Below are 14,534 nucleotides of genomic sequence, written 5' to 3'. Positions count from 1 at the left end.
AATCCAGGGCGTCATGCAGAACTCTGGATTGCGTCGCTGCGCTCGCAATGACGGCGTCTGCCTGCGTCAGTTCACCGTGCCGAACATCTGCCGCGCCTCGGCCGGGCTTGCGATCTCGCGGCCGGCGCGCCGCGCGCACGCCGCGATGGCCTCGATCAGCTGGCCGTTCGAGGTCACCTTGGTGCCGTCGGCGAGATAGAACGTGTCCTCCAGCCCGGTGCGGAGATGGCCGCCGAGCTCGGCGCAGTGCTGGTGCAGCGGCCAGATCTCCGCCCGGCCAATTGCCGTGACCTGCCAGTGCGCTTCCGGCAGCTTCAGCTTGAGCAGGATCGGCAGCAGCTCGGGATCGGCCGGCATGCCGGAGGCGACGCCCATCACGAAGTTGTATTCGAGCGGGCCGTCATACATGCCGGCCTGGCGATACATGCCGACGCAGCGGACGATGCCGACATCGAAGCATTCGAATTCCGGGATCGTGTGCGCGTCCTTCATCGCGGCAAGATAGTCCTGGATCTTCTCGACCGAGTTGTCGAACATCATCGGCGGCCAGGCCCAATTGTTGTCGGCCTTGACCTTCAGATAGTTCAGCGAGCCGGCATTGCAGGCCGCTATCTCCGGCCGGGTCTGCCGGATGCAGTCGAGCGCGCCTTGATAGTTCGGTCCGGACACGCCCGAGGTGTGATTGATGATCACGCCGGGACAGGCCTCCCGGATCGCCTGCTGGATCTCGCGGGAGACGTCGACGTCCCAGGACGGCAGATGCCCCTTGCCCGGCGCCTGCTGGCGCAGATGGATGTGCATGATCGCAGCACCCGCGTCATAGGCGCGCCGCGCCTCGCGCGCCATCTCCTCGGGCGTGACCGGCACATGATGCTGCCTGGGATCGGTGAGCACGCCGTTCAGCGCGCAGGTGATGACGGCTTTGTCGCTCATGGCACTCGTTCGATGGGCTGCGCGCAGGCGGCGCTGTGCTGACAGGGTCCGTATATGACGGCCGCACGCCGGGATCTGCTTGCGTTGACTCGCTGGTGACATGCGGCGCAACCGGATATTGCTTTGCATCAAGTCCGCGGCCGGAAACGGCGCTAAGCGGTTCCTGCTTCTCCTCACGGGCGTGCAATGTCGATCGACCCACAACCTGCGCCGATGTTTCCCAATGGCTTGAGCGCGGCGGAGGCAGCGCGCCGGCTGCGGACGGAAGGCTTCAACGAGCTGCCGCAGCCGGGCTCGCGCTCGATCCTGCGCCTCGTCGCCGACGTTCTGAAGGAACCGATGCTTCTCCTGCTGCTGGGCGGCGCCGGCATCTATCTCGCGCTGGGCGACGCGGCGGAAGCGATGCTGCTCGGCGTGTTCGCCTCGGCCTCCGTCTTCATCACCATCGTGCAGGAGGCGCGGACCGAGCGCGTGCTGGAATCGCTGCGCGACCTGTCAAGCCCGCGCGCCCTGGTGATCCGCGACGGCGAGCGCATCCGCATCGCCGGCCGCGAGGTGGTGCGCGGCGATCTCATCGTGCTGGCGGAAGGTGATCGCGTCGCAGCCGATGCGGTGCTGCGGCAATGCGACGATCTGCTGACAGATGAATCGTTGCTGACAGGCGAATCCGTGCCGGTGCGCAAGCGGCCGGCCGCCGGCGAAGCGATGGACGCGGCAACCGTGGCCGGCGGCGACGACCAGCCCTTCGTGTTCTCCGGCAGCCTGGTGGTGCGCGGCGGCGGCATTGCCGAGGTGATGGCGACCGGGCCGCACACGGCGATCGGCAGGATCGGCCAGTCGGTGACCGCCTTGGAGACCGAGACGCCGCGGTTGCGGCAGCAGACCCGGCGCCTGGTGCTGGCGTTCGCGATCGCCGGCGCCATCGTGGTTGCGGTCACGGTCGTGCTCTATGCGGTGTACCGCGGCGGCTGGCTGGAGGGAATCCTCGCCGGCATCGCGCTGGGCATGTCGATGCTCCCGGAGGAATTCCCGGTGGTGCTGACGGTGTTTCTGGCGATGGGCGCCTGGCGCATCTCGCAGGCGCGGGTGCTGACGCGGCGCGCTTCGGCGATCGAATCGCTCGGCGCCGCCACCGTGCTGTGCACCGACAAGACCGGCACGCTGACGCAGAACCGCATGATGGTGGCCAGGCTGGTGCTGCCGGACGGCGGCGTGCTGCAGCCTGCGACGGCGACGCCGGACGCCATCGCACCGCCCTTCCGCGATCTCGTCGCCACCGCCGTGCTCGCCTGCGACCCGCAGTCGCATGATCCGATGGAGCAGGCGCTGCACGCGCTCGGCGCCGACGCCACCGCGGGCGCCACGTTGCAGCGGCGCTACGGTCTGCGCCCCGACCTGCTGGCGATGACCAACGTCTGGTCGCGCGACGGCGCCGGCGTCGTGGCGGCCAAGGGCGCGCCGGAAGCGATCGCGTCGCTCTGCGGCGTCGACGGCGACGAGCTGGCGGCGCTGCAGGCGCGCGTCGAGACGCTCGCCGCCGAGGGCCTGCGCGTGCTCGGCGTCGCCCAGGCGAGCTGGAGCGGCGAGGCGCTCCCCGACACACAGCAGGACTTCGCGTTCTCGTTCCGCGGTCTCGTCGGCTTCGCCGACCCGCTGCGTCCGGAGGTGAAGGATGCCGTCGCCGAGTGCCGCTCCGCCGGCGTCCGCGTCATCATGATCACCGGCGACTATCCCGCGACGGCCACCGCCATTGCGCGGCAGGCCGGGATCGATCCCGAGCGCGTCATCGCGGGCCCCGAGCTTGCCGATCTCGACGACGACGCCCTGGCGCTTGCGGCGCGCGCGCCGACGGCGTTCGCGCGCATCATGCCGGAGCAGAAGCTGCGCATCGTCACCGCGCTCAAGGCCGACGGCGAGATCGTCGCGATGACCGGCGACGGCGTCAACGACGCGCCGTCGCTCAAGGCCGCGCATATCGGCATCGCGATGGGCGGCCGCGGCACCGACGTCGCGCGCGAGGCCTCGGCGATCGTGCTGCTCGACGATGATTTCGGCTCGATCGTCAAGGCGATCCGGCTCGGCCGGCGCATCTACGACAATCTGCGCAAGGCGATGAGCTTCATCCTCGCCGTGCACTTTCCCATCGCCGGGCTGGCGCTGCTGCCGCTCGTCACGGGCCTGCCGCTGCTGCTCGGACCCGTGCACATCGCCTTTCTCGAAATGATCATCGATCCCGTCTGCTCGCTGGTGTTCGAGGCCGAGACCGAGGAAAGCGACATCATGCGGCGGCCGCCGCGCGATCCGCAGGAGCCATTGCTGCCGCGGCCGCTGGTGCTGTGGGGGGCGCTGCAGGGCATCCTGGCGATGCTCACCACGGGCGGCGTCCTGCTGCTGGCACACCGCAACGGCATGCCGGACGACGAGCTCCGCGCGCTGGTGTTCTTCACCCTGGTGTCGGTGATCGTCAGCCTGATCTTCGTCAACCGCTCGTTCTCGAGCTCGCTGCGCGAGGCGCTGCTGCGGCCGAACCGCATGCTGCTGCTGGTGATCGGCTTCGTCGTCGCCGTGCTCGCGACCAGCCTGACGCTACCCGCCGCCGCGGCGCTGTTCCGGTTCGGACCGCTGCACGCCGACGATCTCGCCCTGACCGCGACAGCCGCGCTGACCACGCTGATCCTGCTCGAACTGTCGAAGTTCCCACTGCGCGCCGCGCTCGCGCGGCACGCAGCCAGGAAAGGTCAGGTCAAGGCGACCTCGCCGGCGCGGTAGATCGCGAGATCGCGCGAGCCGGAGAAGATCGCGCGCGGCTTCAGCCCGTAGAAGCGGCGGATCGAGTGGCTGAAATGCGTGGAATCCGGATAACCGATGTCCTGCGCGAGATGCGCCAGGTTGAGGTCCTGGTTGGCGTAGTTGAGCAGATGCCGCGCGCGCTTCCAGGCGCGGAACGAGCGGAAGGAGATGTCGGTCTCCTCCTTGAACAGATGCAGGAAGCGCGACGTCGAGAGCCCGACGGCGGCGGCGCAGCTCTCGGCCGTGGCCGGCTCGCCGGAGAAGCGGCTGATCAGGCCGATCGCCTTGACCACGCGGGGATCGAGCGTCCGCTGCGGCAGCACCTCGCCGAAGCACAGCCGGTCGAACACGGCGCTGGTGACGTCGCCGCTCAGCGGCCGCTGCACCAGCTCCTCATAGGCGGCGCGGATGCGGCCAGCATAGGCCTCCGCCTCGCGGGTGACCTTGCTCGCGAAGCGATCCAAGGTGCCGATCGGCACGCTCTCCGGCTCGATCGTTACGACGATGACGGTCCGATAATCACTCTCGATCGTGTGCGGCCTGTTGGGCGGCACGACCAGCAGCTCGCCGCGACGCTCCTCGCCGCCGTCGGGAATCAGCCGCAGGCTGCCGGTGAGCGCGACGTAGATATGGCACGCGCCCGAGCAGCGCTGGCGCGGACGGCCGAGCAGCCCGGCGTAGAAGACGCGCTCGGGCGTGATCAGCATGAGATGGCCGGAGTCCCGGCGGGTCACATCCATGGTCTTCCTCCTGAGGCGCGGCTCTGTCGGCCGCTTCTTTGGAGAAGAACCATAGCGCAATTCGCGCCCCTGTCATCGGCGACGATTGCCGATTTTTGTCGCGGTTAACTCACCGATCCGAGATGATCGTCATTCCGGGGCGCGCGTGAGCATCGCCCCGGAATGACGTGCCCAAAGCTACGGCCTTACCCGCGGCTCGATGCCCTGCTCCACGCCCGCACGCTGCTCGGCGGCGCGTGCCCGCTGATAGCCCTCGCGCTGCTGCAATCGCACCCAATAGGCAGCCACATTCGGCCCAAAATCCTTGGCGAGCCCAAGCGTGTCTGCGAGACGCAATGCATAGCCGATCACGATGTCGGCCGCGGTGAAACGACCCGCGCACAAGAACTCGGCATTCGCGGTCGCTGCCTCCACGGCGCGCAGCCGTCCCAGGAACCACTTGGCATAATCCGTGGCGACCTGCGGCGAGCGACGCTCCTCCGGCTCGAGCTGAGTGTATCGCAATACCAGCGTCTGCGGGAACGTCAGCGTGGCGTCGGAGAAATACATCCAGTTCAGGAACGCGCCGTAGTCCTTTTCCTCAGGCCCGACCATCAGCGGCGTCGGGCCGTGCTTGATGCCGAGATAATGGCAGATGCCCGAGGACTCCGTCATTTTCGTCTCGCCGTCGATCATGAACGGGATCGTGCCGAGCGGATTGATCGCCAGATACTCCTTCGCCAGCACCCGCGGCGGGAACGGCAGCATCTTCAACTCGTAGTTAAGTCGAAGCTCTTCCAGCATCCACAGCGGGCGGAACGAACGCGCGCCGTCGCAATGATACAGCGTGATCATCAGGCGTTCCCCGCTTTGCCGGTGCCGGGCAAGGTCCCCATCATCTTGCACAGAATGGTCAACATCACCTCGTCGGCGCCGCCGCCGATCGAGCTCAGGCGCGAATCGCGATAGGCGCGGCTGACCGGGGTCTCGTTCATGAAGCCCATGCCGCCCCAATATTGCAGGCAGGCGTCGGTGAGCTCGCGGCCGAGCCGGCCGGTCTTGAGCTTCACCATGGTCGCGAGCCGCGTCACGTCCTCGCCGGCGATCAGCGCCTCCGCGGCCTGGTAGGTCAGCGCGCGCAGCAGCTCGACCTCGGTCTGCATTTCCGCGAGCTTGAAATGGACGACCTGGTTGTCGAGGATCGAGCGACCGAAGGCCTTGCGGTTGCGCGTGTACTCGATGGTCGCGTTGATGATGGACTCATGCGCCTTCAGGCAGGCGGCGCCCGCCCACAGTCGCTCCTCCTGGAACTGCATCATCTGATAGGTAAAACCCTGCCCCTCCTCGCCGATGCGGTTGCGCTTGGGCACCCGGACGTTGTCGAAGAAGATCTGCGCGGTATCCGACGAGCGCATGCCCATCTTGTCGAGCTTGCGCGCGACCTGCACGCCCTTGCTCTTCATCGGCACGCAGATCAGCGACTTGTTGCGATGGACAGGTCCGTCGCTGGTGTTGGCGAGCAGGCAGATGAAATCGGCCTGGGTGCCGTTGGTGATCCACATCTTGCCGCCATTGATGACGTAGTCGTCGCCATCGCCGCGCGCCTGGGTCTTGATCGAGGCGACATCGGAGCCCGCGCCGGGCTCGGAGACGCCGATGCAGGCGACGTAGTCGCCTGAGATCGCGGGCGCCAGGAACTCCTTGCGCACCTCGTCGGAGCCGAACCGCGCCAGCGCCGGCGTCGCCATGTCGGTCTGCACGCCGATCGCCATCGGGATCGCGCCGCAATTGATGGCGCCGAGCTCTTCCGCCATCATCAGCGCGTAGGAATAGTCCAGCCCCTGGCCGCCGAACTCGACCGGCTTGTTGAGGCCGAGAAAGCCGAGGTCACCGAGCTTCTTGAACAGCTCATGCGCAGGGAAGATGCCGGCTTCCTCCCATTCGTCGACGTGAGGATTGATCTCGGCGGCGATGAACTTCTGCAGGATGCGGCGCGGTTCGTCGTGGTCGGCGGAGAAGAGCATGTTTCATTCCCTGTCATTCCGGAGCGATCGCGAGCGACCGAACCGGGAATCTCGATATGGTCTCATTTGACCGAGTCACGCTCGTCATTCCGGGGCAAGGCCGCAGGCCTTGAACCCGGAATCCAGAGATTGCTTTGCGTTCGTTGCAACAACCTCGAGATTCCGGGTTCAGCCCTGCGGGCTGCCCCGGAATGACGTGCTGAGAAGGCGCGCGTCACAATCCCATCTGCCGGCTCGCCAGGTCCTTCATGATCTCCTCGGTGCCGCCGCCGATGGCGTTGACCTTGACCTCGCGATAGATCCGTTCCACGCGGACACCCCGCATGAAACCGGCGCCGCCGAAGATCTGCACGGCTTCGGAGGCGCAGTAGGCCATCGTCTGCGTCGCCTGGTTCTTCATCATGCAGATCTCGGCGACCGGATTGTCACCCTGTTCGAGCCGCCACGCCAGCATTTCCAGCATCGCCTGCGATGCCGCCACGCGCTGCGCCATGTCGACCAGCTTGTGGCGGATGACCTGGTGCTGCGCGAGCGGCTTGCCGAAGGTTTGGCGCTCCTTGGCGTAGGCAATCGCATCGTCGAGGCAGACACGGGCGTAGGCCGTGCAGCTCGCCGCCATGCCCATCCGCTCGCTGTTGAAATTGTGCATGATCAGCTTGAAGCCCTGCCCCTCCTCTCCGATCAGGTTCTCGACGGGCACGCGGCAGCCGTCGAAATGCAGGGTCGCGGTGTCCGACGCCCACCAGCCCATCTTGTCGAGCCTGGTGCGCGTAAGCCCCGGCGTGTCGCCCGGCACGAGCAGCAGACTGACGCCCGCCGGCCCCGGTCCGCCGGTGCGCACCGCGACCGTGATGTAGTCGGCCCGCATCCCGGAGGTGATGAATGTCTTCTCGCCGCTGACGACATAGCGATCGCCGTTGCGGACGGCCCGGGTCCTGAGATTGGCAACGTCTGAGCCACCGCTCGGCTCCGTGATCGCCAGCGCCGAGATCTTGCGCCCAGCCAGAATCTCCGGCAGCACGCGCGCCCTCACCTGCGGCTGCGCGGCGCGCGCGATCGGCGGCGCGCCGATCGTATGGCTCATCAGGCTGGCGCTGATGCCGCCGGCACCCGCACGCGCCAGTTCCTGCGACGACACGATCTTCATGAACTGGTCGGCCGGCACGCCGCCGAATTCCTCCGGGAAGCCGAGCCCAAGCAGGCCGATCTCCGCCGCCTTCAGATACAGCGCGCGCGGAAATTCTCCGGCCTCGTCCCACGCGCTCGCGAACGGCGCGATCTCCTTGTCGACGAAGCGCTTGATGACGTCGCGGAAGGCCTCGTGCTCGGCCGTGTAGAACGGGCTTTTCGTCATGGCGGTGCCGGGAGCATCCTGCTTCGTGCGCTTTCGAAGATGCGCCGGAAACGCCCGTATCAACTTGCGTGGAGTGGCTGACCGGCAAAATCACCTGCGGCGCGCCCGGTCGGCCCGGCCGGCCTCCCACGGCCAGCGCCTGGACGCAAGACAGTGCATTGCACACATCTGCCCACTCGTTGCCGTGAGCGGCCTTCCATGGTCGCCATCGCCGCAAGCCAAGAACAAGAACGACAATCACAAAAATTCAACCAGAGGAAGCCCAGGGAATGTTGCCGATGACGACCAGGACACTGCTCTCATTCGCGGCCGCGGCCGCCTTTTCCGTACTGGCGAGCCAGAGCGCGCTTGCGCAAAAGAAATACGACACCGGCGCCACCGACACCGAGATCAGGATCGGCAACGTCGAGGCCTATAGCGGCCCGGCCTCGGCCTACGGCATCATCGGCAAGACCGAGGAGGCCTATTTCAAGATGATCAACGATCAGGGCGGCATCAACGGCCGCCGGATCAACTTCATTTCCTATGACGACGGCTACAGCCCGCCGAAGACGGTCGAGCAGGTGCGCAAGCTGATCGAGAGCGACGAGGTGTTCCTGGTGTTCAACGCGCTGGGCACGCCGACCCAGACCGCCGTGCAGAAATATCACAACGCCAAGAAGGTGCCGCAGCTGTTCCTGGCCACCGGCGCCAGCAAATGGAACGACCCGAAGGAATTCCCCTGGACCATGGGCTTCCAGCCGAGCTACCGCGTCGAGGCGCGGATCTTCGCCAAGTACATCCTCAAGGAGAAGCCGAACGCGAAGATCGCGATCTTCTATGCCAATGACGATTTCGGCAAGGACTACGTCCTCGGCATCAAGGAGGTGCTCGGCGACAAGGCCAAGACCATGATCGTCGCCGAGGAGAGCTACGAGACCACCGAGCCATCGATCGACTCCCACATCGTCAAGCTCAAGGGCACCGGCGCCGACGTGTTCGTCAACATCTCGACGCCGAAATTCGCGGCGCAGGCGATCAAGAAGATCGCCGAGCTGGAATGGAAGCCGATGCATCTGATGACCGACGTCTCGATCTCGATCGGCGCGGTGATGAAGCCGGCCGGCCTCGAGGCGTCCGAGGGCGTGCTGTCCGCCGGCTATCTCAAGGATCCGTCGGACCCCCAGTGGAAGGACGACGAGGGCATGAAGAAGTTCATGGCCTTCATCGACAAGTACATGCCGGGCGCCAACATCTCCGACGCCAACCTCGCCTATGGCTATGCCGCGGCCCAGACCATGGTGCAGACCCTGAAACAGTGCGGCGACACTCTCACCCGCGACAACGTCATGAAGCAGGCCGCCAGCCTCAAGGACTTCGCGCCGGATACCCTGATCCCGGGCATCAAGGTCAACACCGGCCCGAACGATTTCGCCCCGATCGAGCAGCTCAAGATGATGCAGTTCAAGGGCGGCAAGTGGGATCTGTTCGGCGACATCATCAGCGCGGATGTCGGGGGATAGCAGCGTCGCTGCGGCGCCTCACTCGGAATCGTCCAACGACGCGCCGCATCGCTTGAGCCCCCCTCTCTCTACGCCGACGATCGGCTCCCCTCCCCCTTGCGGGGAGGGGTTGGGGGTGGGGGTCTCCGCACTCCAAAGGCCGTGAAGGGCACAGCGCATTTCGGCGCCGCAACCACCCCCCAGAACAATTCCTTCTCATCACCCCAATACTTCGAGCGGTCTTCGTGGACCCCCACCCCCGCCCCCTCCCCGCAAGGGGGAGGGGAGCAGACTGCCCGTGACGCAACATTCTGCCATCCAAAAACTTCTTGCTATTTTTCCGAATCCATGATCAACTCTCGACATCCCGCCTCACCGCAGAGGGGCGTTGCGCGCGATCGTCACGACACGCGAGGCGGGGATGCGGTGGCCGCGAGAGATCGCAGCGTCTTCTCACGAGGGCGCGGACGAACGATCGCTCGCGGACGTGAAGTCGCAGCGTCCTGACACCCCGAAGCTGGTGTCCAGCGCAATGCGCGCAAGCGCATTGTCGCCATGGTGGCCAACAAGCCGGCGCACCAGGGAGACTGCGTATAAGCGTTCAACCCATCGCGCAGGGAATGCCGGCGTGCTCGGCTTTGCCTGTGGTACCTGCCGCCTGCATTCTTTTCGCAGGCGGGCCATGGGTGAGGCCTTCACCCGGCATTCCCTGCGCCCTCTGCACTGTTTGCGAGGGACATGATCACGACAGGCCTCGGGCGAGTGTCGCCGCGAGGATGCGGCCACGTGTCCATGCTGTTTGAGATGTGAATCTGATCTTTCCTCCGCGTCGTCGGCCAATCGTGTTCGACGATTCATTGCTAATCATCTCTTCGTAGGGTGGGCAAAGCGAACGCCATCAGGCGTTCGCGTGCCCACCATCGGCGCCAGTGTGTGCGGACTACGGAGCCTTGCCCAACCGCCGCAGTCTAGTGAACAGCGCCCCCGCACCACCCACCGCTGTCGTCCCGGACAAGCCGTGACGAGCGCCAGCACGGCGCGGCGCGGATCCGGTATCGATACGCCGCAGCCGGTGTGAGATGCGCGATCGTCATGACCAGCGTGCCCCGAACTGCTCTCTGTGGTTATGGATCCCGGCGTTCGCCGGGATGACAGCGGTGGTCGTTGAGGCGATGCCGTCCACCATTGGCTCCGTCATTGCGAGCGAAGGAAGCAATCCAGGGCCGATTTCGCGACTCTGGATTGCTTCGTCGCTTCGCTCCTCGCAATGACGGCGGTTAGTCGTGTGCCCAAATCTCACGGCACGCCCTGCACGAACAGCGCGAACGGCTCCTCGACCGTCTTGCGCAGGTGCTCGCGATACAGCGGGTAGTGCCGGTCATCCGCGCTGAGCCGGCCGAAGCTCGGCTCATCGACATTGCGCAGCGGCAGCAGCGCGATCGGCGCGGCGATCGGTGTCAGCAGCGAGCCGCGGCCGGCGAGCAAGGTCGTGATGATGCCGTACATCTCGCCGGTAATGGTGGGACGCGACACCGTGATCAGCCGGTGCTGGCCGTGGCGGTTGGTGACGAGGTAGACGAAGCCGGACTGGTTGGGCACGGCGACCTCGCCGAACTGCGTGAACGCCGCATCGAGCCGCGCGCCCTCGCGAAACACCAGCGACGACGCCGCATCGTCCCAGACGATGTCGGTGCGGTACGCATAGACGGCGTCCTTGTCGCCGAATGACGGCCGCAAGGTGACGTAGGTGCCCTCGATCCACTCTACAGCCCGCCGCGAATAGGAGCCGAGGCTGTCGGGTGCAATGCCGCCGCTTGCGGCAGGTGCGGCGAGAGGTGCGCTCGGCGCCTTGCGCAGGGACATGCCGAGCGCCTGCTCGAGCCGGACAATGGTGGCGAGCGTGAACGGGCGGCGGCCGCCGAGGGCCTTCTCCAGGGTCGAGAGGCTCAGCTTGGCCTGCTCCGCCAGCGCCTGCCGCGACATCCGGCGCCGCGCGATCTCCTCGCGGATGGTCTCCGCGACCTGCCGGCTCTGTTCGTCGGAAAGCTCGCTGTTGTCCGGTATCGACATCCTGTCCCCTGCCGCGTGGTGCGCACCTCTTCTAGCAGACGGACAAATCAGCACAAACCCGGACAGATCAGTCGCGCTCTCGACCACCACCGGACATGCGCGGGCGGGCGGCGGCCGAACAAGACCGACCATTCCGCTCGCGGCGCTGGCGCGCTGCGCTCAGTGTCGGCATGCCGAAATTGTTCGTTGCGGAGCCAATGATGAGCGAGACGATGGACCACGATATCAGAAGCAACTCCCATCCGGTCCGGTCGTGGATCGTGACCATGCTGCTATTCCTGCTGCTGCAGGCGGCCGCCGTGCTGCTGGTCGGCTTCACGGCGCTGTTTCTCAGCGTCACCCCTGGCTGGTCCGCCGAAGGGCCGCTGGCGCCGCTGACCAGGCCGGGCGATGCCCGCTCCGGGGCGCTGCTGTTCAAGAGCGACGCCGGTTACGCCGAGGCGCCGCGGCTCGGCATCGATGTCGATATCGTCGTGTCGGGGCCGACGGCGCGGGCGCGCGTGACGCAACTGTTCAAGAACACGAGCTCGCAATGGATGGAGGCGGTCTATGTCTATCCGCTGCCGCCGGACAGCGCGGTGGACACGCTGAAGATGATCGTCGGCGACCGCGTCGTGGTCGGCGACATCAAGCCGCGCGAACAGGCCAAGGTGATCTACGAGCAGGCCAAGCGCGACGGCAAGACCGCGGCGCTGACCGAGCAGGAGCGGCCGAACATCTTCACCAACTCGCTCGCCAATATCGGCCCCGGCGAAACCGTGCTGGTGCAGATCGAATATCAGCAGCCGGTGGCGCAGGCGGCCGGCGAATTCTCGCTGCGGGTGCCGCTGGACGTCGCGCCGCGCTACAATCCGGCGCCGATCGTGCAGAGCGTCGATTTGCGCCCTGATAGCAACGGCTGGGGCGCCGCTGCGAACGATCCGGTACCGGACCGCAAACGCATCTCCCCGGAGGTGCTCGATCCGGCCAAGACTGATCCGGTCAGTCCAACCAGGATCGCGGTGCGGCTGCAGGCCGGCTTTGCGCTCGGCGAGGTCAAGAGCCACCATCACCAGGTGACGATCGACAGCCCCGATGCGAAGACGCGAGTCGTCACCCTGGCCGAGGGCGTGGTGCCGGCCGACCGCGACTTCGAGCTGACCTGGAAGCCGGCCGCTGCGACGATGCCGTCGGTCGGGCTGTTTCACGAGCAGGTTGGCGACGCCGACTATCTGCTCGCCTTCGTCACGCCGCCGGCGGTGGCTGCAACGGCGCAGCGCCCGCAGCCGCGCGACGTCATCTTCGTGATCGACAATTCCGGCTCGATGGGCGGCACCTCGATCCGCCAGGCCAAGGCCAGCCTGCTCTATGCGCTGGGACGGCTGCAGCCGAACGATCGCTTCAACGTGATCCGCTTCGACGACACCATGACGGTGCTCTTCCCCGCCTCGGTGCCGGCCGATGCCGAGCATGTCGGCAGCGCCACCAGCTTCGTGAGTTCGCTGGACGCGCGCGGCGGCACCGAGATGGTGCCGGCGATGCGCGCGGCGCTGACCGATGATGGCAGCGACGGCGACCGCGTGCGACAGGTGGTATTCCTCACCGATGGCGCCATCGGCAACGAGCAGCAGCTATTCGAGACCATTACCGCAATGCGCGGCCGCTCGCGCATCTTCATGGTCGGCATCGGCTCGGCGCCGAACACCTATCTGATGACCCGCGCCTCAGAGCTTGGCCGCGGCGCCTTCACCCATATCGGCTCGGTCGAGCAGGTCGAGGGGCGCATGCGCGATCTCTTCGCCAAGCTCGAGAACCCGATCGTGACCGGGCTCAGCGCGAGCTTCTCGGAAGCCTCCGCCGATCTCACGCCAGCCGTGCTGCCGGACGTCTATCGCAACGAGCCGCTCGTGCTCGCCGCCAAGATCGACCGTCTCGCCGGATCGCTGCAGCTCAAGGGCCGCATCGGCGACCAGCCATGGACCATCACGTTGCCGCTGTCCGGCGCCGCCGAGGGCAAGGGCCTCTCAAAGCTGTGGGCGCGGCGCAAGATCGGCGACGCCGAGGTGGCCAGGACCATGCGGCAGATGACGCCGGAGGAAGCCGACGGCGCCATTCTCAAGCTGGCGCTGGAGCATCAGTTGGTGACGCGCCTGACCAGCCTCGTCGCCGTCGACAAGACGCCGCGCCGTCCCGACGGCGAGCCGCTGAGGCTCGCCGAGTTGCCGATCAACCTGCCGGCCGGCTGGGACTTCGAGAAGGTGTTCGGCGAGCACGGCCGGGTGCCGGCAATGCAGAACGAGCGCCGCGCTGAGGCCAACGGCGACGTCCAGCTCGCCGCGGTGAAGCGACCGGTGGTGCCAGCGTCGCCCGCGACGATCACCCTGCCGAAGACGGCGACCGATGCCGAGCTGAGCATGCTGCTCGGGTTGGGCGTGCTGATGCTCGAACTGATCTGGCTGGTCGCGATCAGGCGGCGAGTTGCCAACTAAGGAGCACGTCATTGCGAGCGAAACGAAGCAATCCAGGGCTCAGGACCCGACTCTGGATTGCTCCGTCGCTTCGCTCCTCGCAATGACGGGAGGAGAGACAATGCCCCGCTTCCTCATCCCTCTCGCGATAGCACTGATCGGCGTCATCCTGTTCGGCCACGGCGCCTTCATCCACGCCAAGGCCGTTCTCGCGCAAGCGCTGCTCGACCGCGCGTTCAGCCAAACCATCGCTACAGGCCATCCGGTGAAGCCGTGGTCCTGGGCCGACACCGTCCCGGTGGCGCGCATCGAAGTGAAGCGCCTCGGCGTCTCCACCATCGCGCTGGCCGGCTCCAGCGGCCAGGCGCTAGCCTTCGGTGCCGGCCATGTCGAAGGCAGCGCCGAGCCGGGCGAGCCGGGCGTCGTGGTGTACTCCGCGCACCGCGACACGCATTTCCGCTTCCTGCGCGACATCAAAATCGGCGACGAGATCGACATCGTCAGGCGTGACGGCAAGACGTTCCGCTATCGCGCCGACGCCGCCCGTGTGGTGCGCTTCGATGCCTCGGGGATCGATCCAGGGACCGACAGCGCCGAACTGGTGCTGTCGACCTGCTGGCCATTCGACGCCCTGACACAGGGGCCGGAGCGTTATGTGCTGCACGCCACAATGATCGCTGCGGGCGAATGAACACGAGCATAGCCGCTCTTGGGAA

The 14,534-nt window shown here is 66.5% G+C and carries 11 protein-coding genes; 4 read left to right on the top strand and 7 right to left on the bottom strand.

All coding sequences use genetic code 11. The features are described 5' to 3' along the window. Window positions 1-66 precede the first annotated feature (66 nt). Complete coding sequence (locus tag ACQR13_RS17045; RefSeq protein ID WP_434863010.1) at window positions 67-933, bottom strand: 3-keto-5-aminohexanoate cleavage protein; 867 nt, start codon at window positions 931-933, stop codon at window positions 67-69. A 186-nt stretch (window positions 934-1,119) separates the two neighbouring features. Between ACQR13_RS17045 and ACQR13_RS17040 the strand changes: the two genes are divergently transcribed. Then, the gene (locus tag ACQR13_RS17040) at window positions 1,120-3,702 is read left to right on the top strand and encodes a cation-translocating P-type ATPase (RefSeq protein WP_434863009.1); all 2,583 of its coding nucleotides are present in this window, start codon (window positions 1,120-1,122) and stop codon (window positions 3,700-3,702) included. Here the strand turns inward: ACQR13_RS17040 and ACQR13_RS17035 are convergent. The 4 genes from ACQR13_RS17035 to ACQR13_RS17020 form a co-directional block, all read right to left on the bottom strand. After that, a complete protein-coding gene (locus tag ACQR13_RS17035) occupies window positions 3,672-4,463 on the bottom strand; it encodes a helix-turn-helix domain-containing protein (protein WP_315827916.1) in 792 nt (263 codons plus the stop codon). The genes ACQR13_RS17040 and ACQR13_RS17035 overlap by 31 nt on opposite strands. Window positions 4,464-4,640: 177 nt before the next feature. Beyond that, window positions 4,641-5,297, bottom strand: a complete 657-nt coding sequence (locus tag ACQR13_RS17030; RefSeq protein WP_315717059.1) for a glutathione S-transferase family protein — start codon at window positions 5,295-5,297, stop codon at window positions 4,641-4,643. Next, on the bottom strand, window positions 5,297-6,466 hold the full coding sequence (locus ACQR13_RS17025; RefSeq protein ID WP_434841857.1) for an acyl-CoA dehydrogenase family protein: 1,170 nt from the start codon (window positions 6,464-6,466) through the stop codon (window positions 5,297-5,299). The genes ACQR13_RS17030 and ACQR13_RS17025 overlap by 1 nt, the downstream gene beginning before the upstream one ends. Window positions 6,467-6,680: 214 nt before the next feature. After that, on the bottom strand, window positions 6,681-7,820 hold the full coding sequence (locus ACQR13_RS17020; protein ID WP_316195112.1) for an acyl-CoA dehydrogenase family protein: 1,140 nt from the start codon (window positions 7,818-7,820) through the stop codon (window positions 6,681-6,683). Window positions 7,821-8,089: 269 nt separating this feature from the next. On the opposite strand from ACQR13_RS17020, the gene ACQR13_RS17015 reads away from it, so the two are divergent. Continuing rightward, window positions 8,090-9,322 (top strand): ABC transporter substrate-binding protein, encoded by a 1,233-nt coding sequence (locus ACQR13_RS17015; protein WP_315717056.1) that lies wholly within the window; start codon window positions 8,090-8,092, stop codon window positions 9,320-9,322. A gap of 1,275 nt (window positions 9,323-10,597) precedes the next feature. On the opposite strand, the gene ACQR13_RS17010 is transcribed toward ACQR13_RS17015, so the two are convergent. Then, window positions 10,598-11,371: a helix-turn-helix domain-containing protein gene (locus ACQR13_RS17010; RefSeq protein WP_434863008.1), complete on the bottom strand. Its 774-nt coding sequence runs from the start codon at window positions 11,369-11,371 to the stop codon at window positions 10,598-10,600. Between the two features lie 67 nt (window positions 11,372-11,438). Next, window positions 11,439-11,639: a hypothetical protein gene (locus ACQR13_RS17005; protein ID WP_434863114.1), complete on the bottom strand. Its 201-nt coding sequence runs from the start codon at window positions 11,637-11,639 to the stop codon at window positions 11,439-11,441. Between ACQR13_RS17005 and ACQR13_RS17000 the strand changes: the two genes are divergently transcribed. Further along, window positions 11,572-13,839 (top strand): marine proteobacterial sortase target protein, encoded by a 2,268-nt coding sequence (locus tag ACQR13_RS17000; RefSeq protein WP_434863007.1) that lies wholly within the window; start codon window positions 11,572-11,574, stop codon window positions 13,837-13,839. The two genes, ACQR13_RS17005 and ACQR13_RS17000, sit on opposite strands and share 68 nt — an antisense overlap. Before the next feature lie 100 nt (window positions 13,840-13,939). Further along, window positions 13,940-14,509, top strand: coding sequence for a class GN sortase (locus ACQR13_RS16995; RefSeq protein ID WP_316165661.1), 570 nt, complete (start codon window positions 13,940-13,942; stop codon window positions 14,507-14,509). The last annotated feature ends 25 nt before the right edge of the window (window positions 14,510-14,534 follow it).

Source organism: Bradyrhizobium sp. HKCCYLRH3059 (assembly GCF_051168035.1).
Taxonomy (GTDB): domain Bacteria; phylum Pseudomonadota; class Alphaproteobacteria; order Rhizobiales; family Xanthobacteraceae; genus Bradyrhizobium.
Note: the sequence above shows the minus strand (reverse complement) of the source record. Positions and strands in the feature narration are given on the sequence as shown.

Bases quoted from the DNA above. Each gene is read 5' to 3' on its own strand.
- ACQR13_RS16995 (WP_316165661.1), top strand. From the start codon at position 13,940: ATGCCCCGCTTCCTCATCCCTCTCGCGATAGCACTGATCGGCGTCATC.
- ACQR13_RS17045 (WP_434863010.1), bottom strand. From the start codon at position 933: ATGAGCGACAAAGCCGTCATCACCTGCGCGCTGAACGGCGTGCTCACC.
- ACQR13_RS17025 (WP_434841857.1), bottom strand. From the start codon at position 6,466: ATGCTCTTCTCCGCCGACCACGACGAACCGCGCCGCATCCTGCAGAAG.
- ACQR13_RS17035 (WP_315827916.1), bottom strand. From the start codon at position 4,463: ATGGATGTGACCCGCCGGGACTCCGGCCATCTCATGCTGATCACGCCC.
- ACQR13_RS17040 (WP_434863009.1), top strand. From the start codon at position 1,120: ATGTCGATCGACCCACAACCTGCGCCGATGTTTCCCAATGGCTTGAGC.
- ACQR13_RS17020 (WP_316195112.1), bottom strand. From the start codon at position 7,820: ATGACGAAAAGCCCGTTCTACACGGCCGAGCACGAGGCCTTCCGCGAC.
- ACQR13_RS17030 (WP_315717059.1), bottom strand. From the start codon at position 5,297: ATGATCACGCTGTATCATTGCGACGGCGCGCGTTCGTTCCGCCCGCTG.
- ACQR13_RS17000 (WP_434863007.1), top strand. From the start codon at position 11,572: ATGAGCGAGACGATGGACCACGATATCAGAAGCAACTCCCATCCGGTC.
- ACQR13_RS17015 (WP_315717056.1), top strand. From the start codon at position 8,090: ATGTTGCCGATGACGACCAGGACACTGCTCTCATTCGCGGCCGCGGCC.
- ACQR13_RS17005 (WP_434863114.1), bottom strand. From the start codon at position 11,639: ATGGTCACGATCCACGACCGGACCGGATGGGAGTTGCTTCTGATATCG.
- ACQR13_RS17010 (WP_434863008.1), bottom strand. From the start codon at position 11,371: ATGTCGATACCGGACAACAGCGAGCTTTCCGACGAACAGAGCCGGCAG.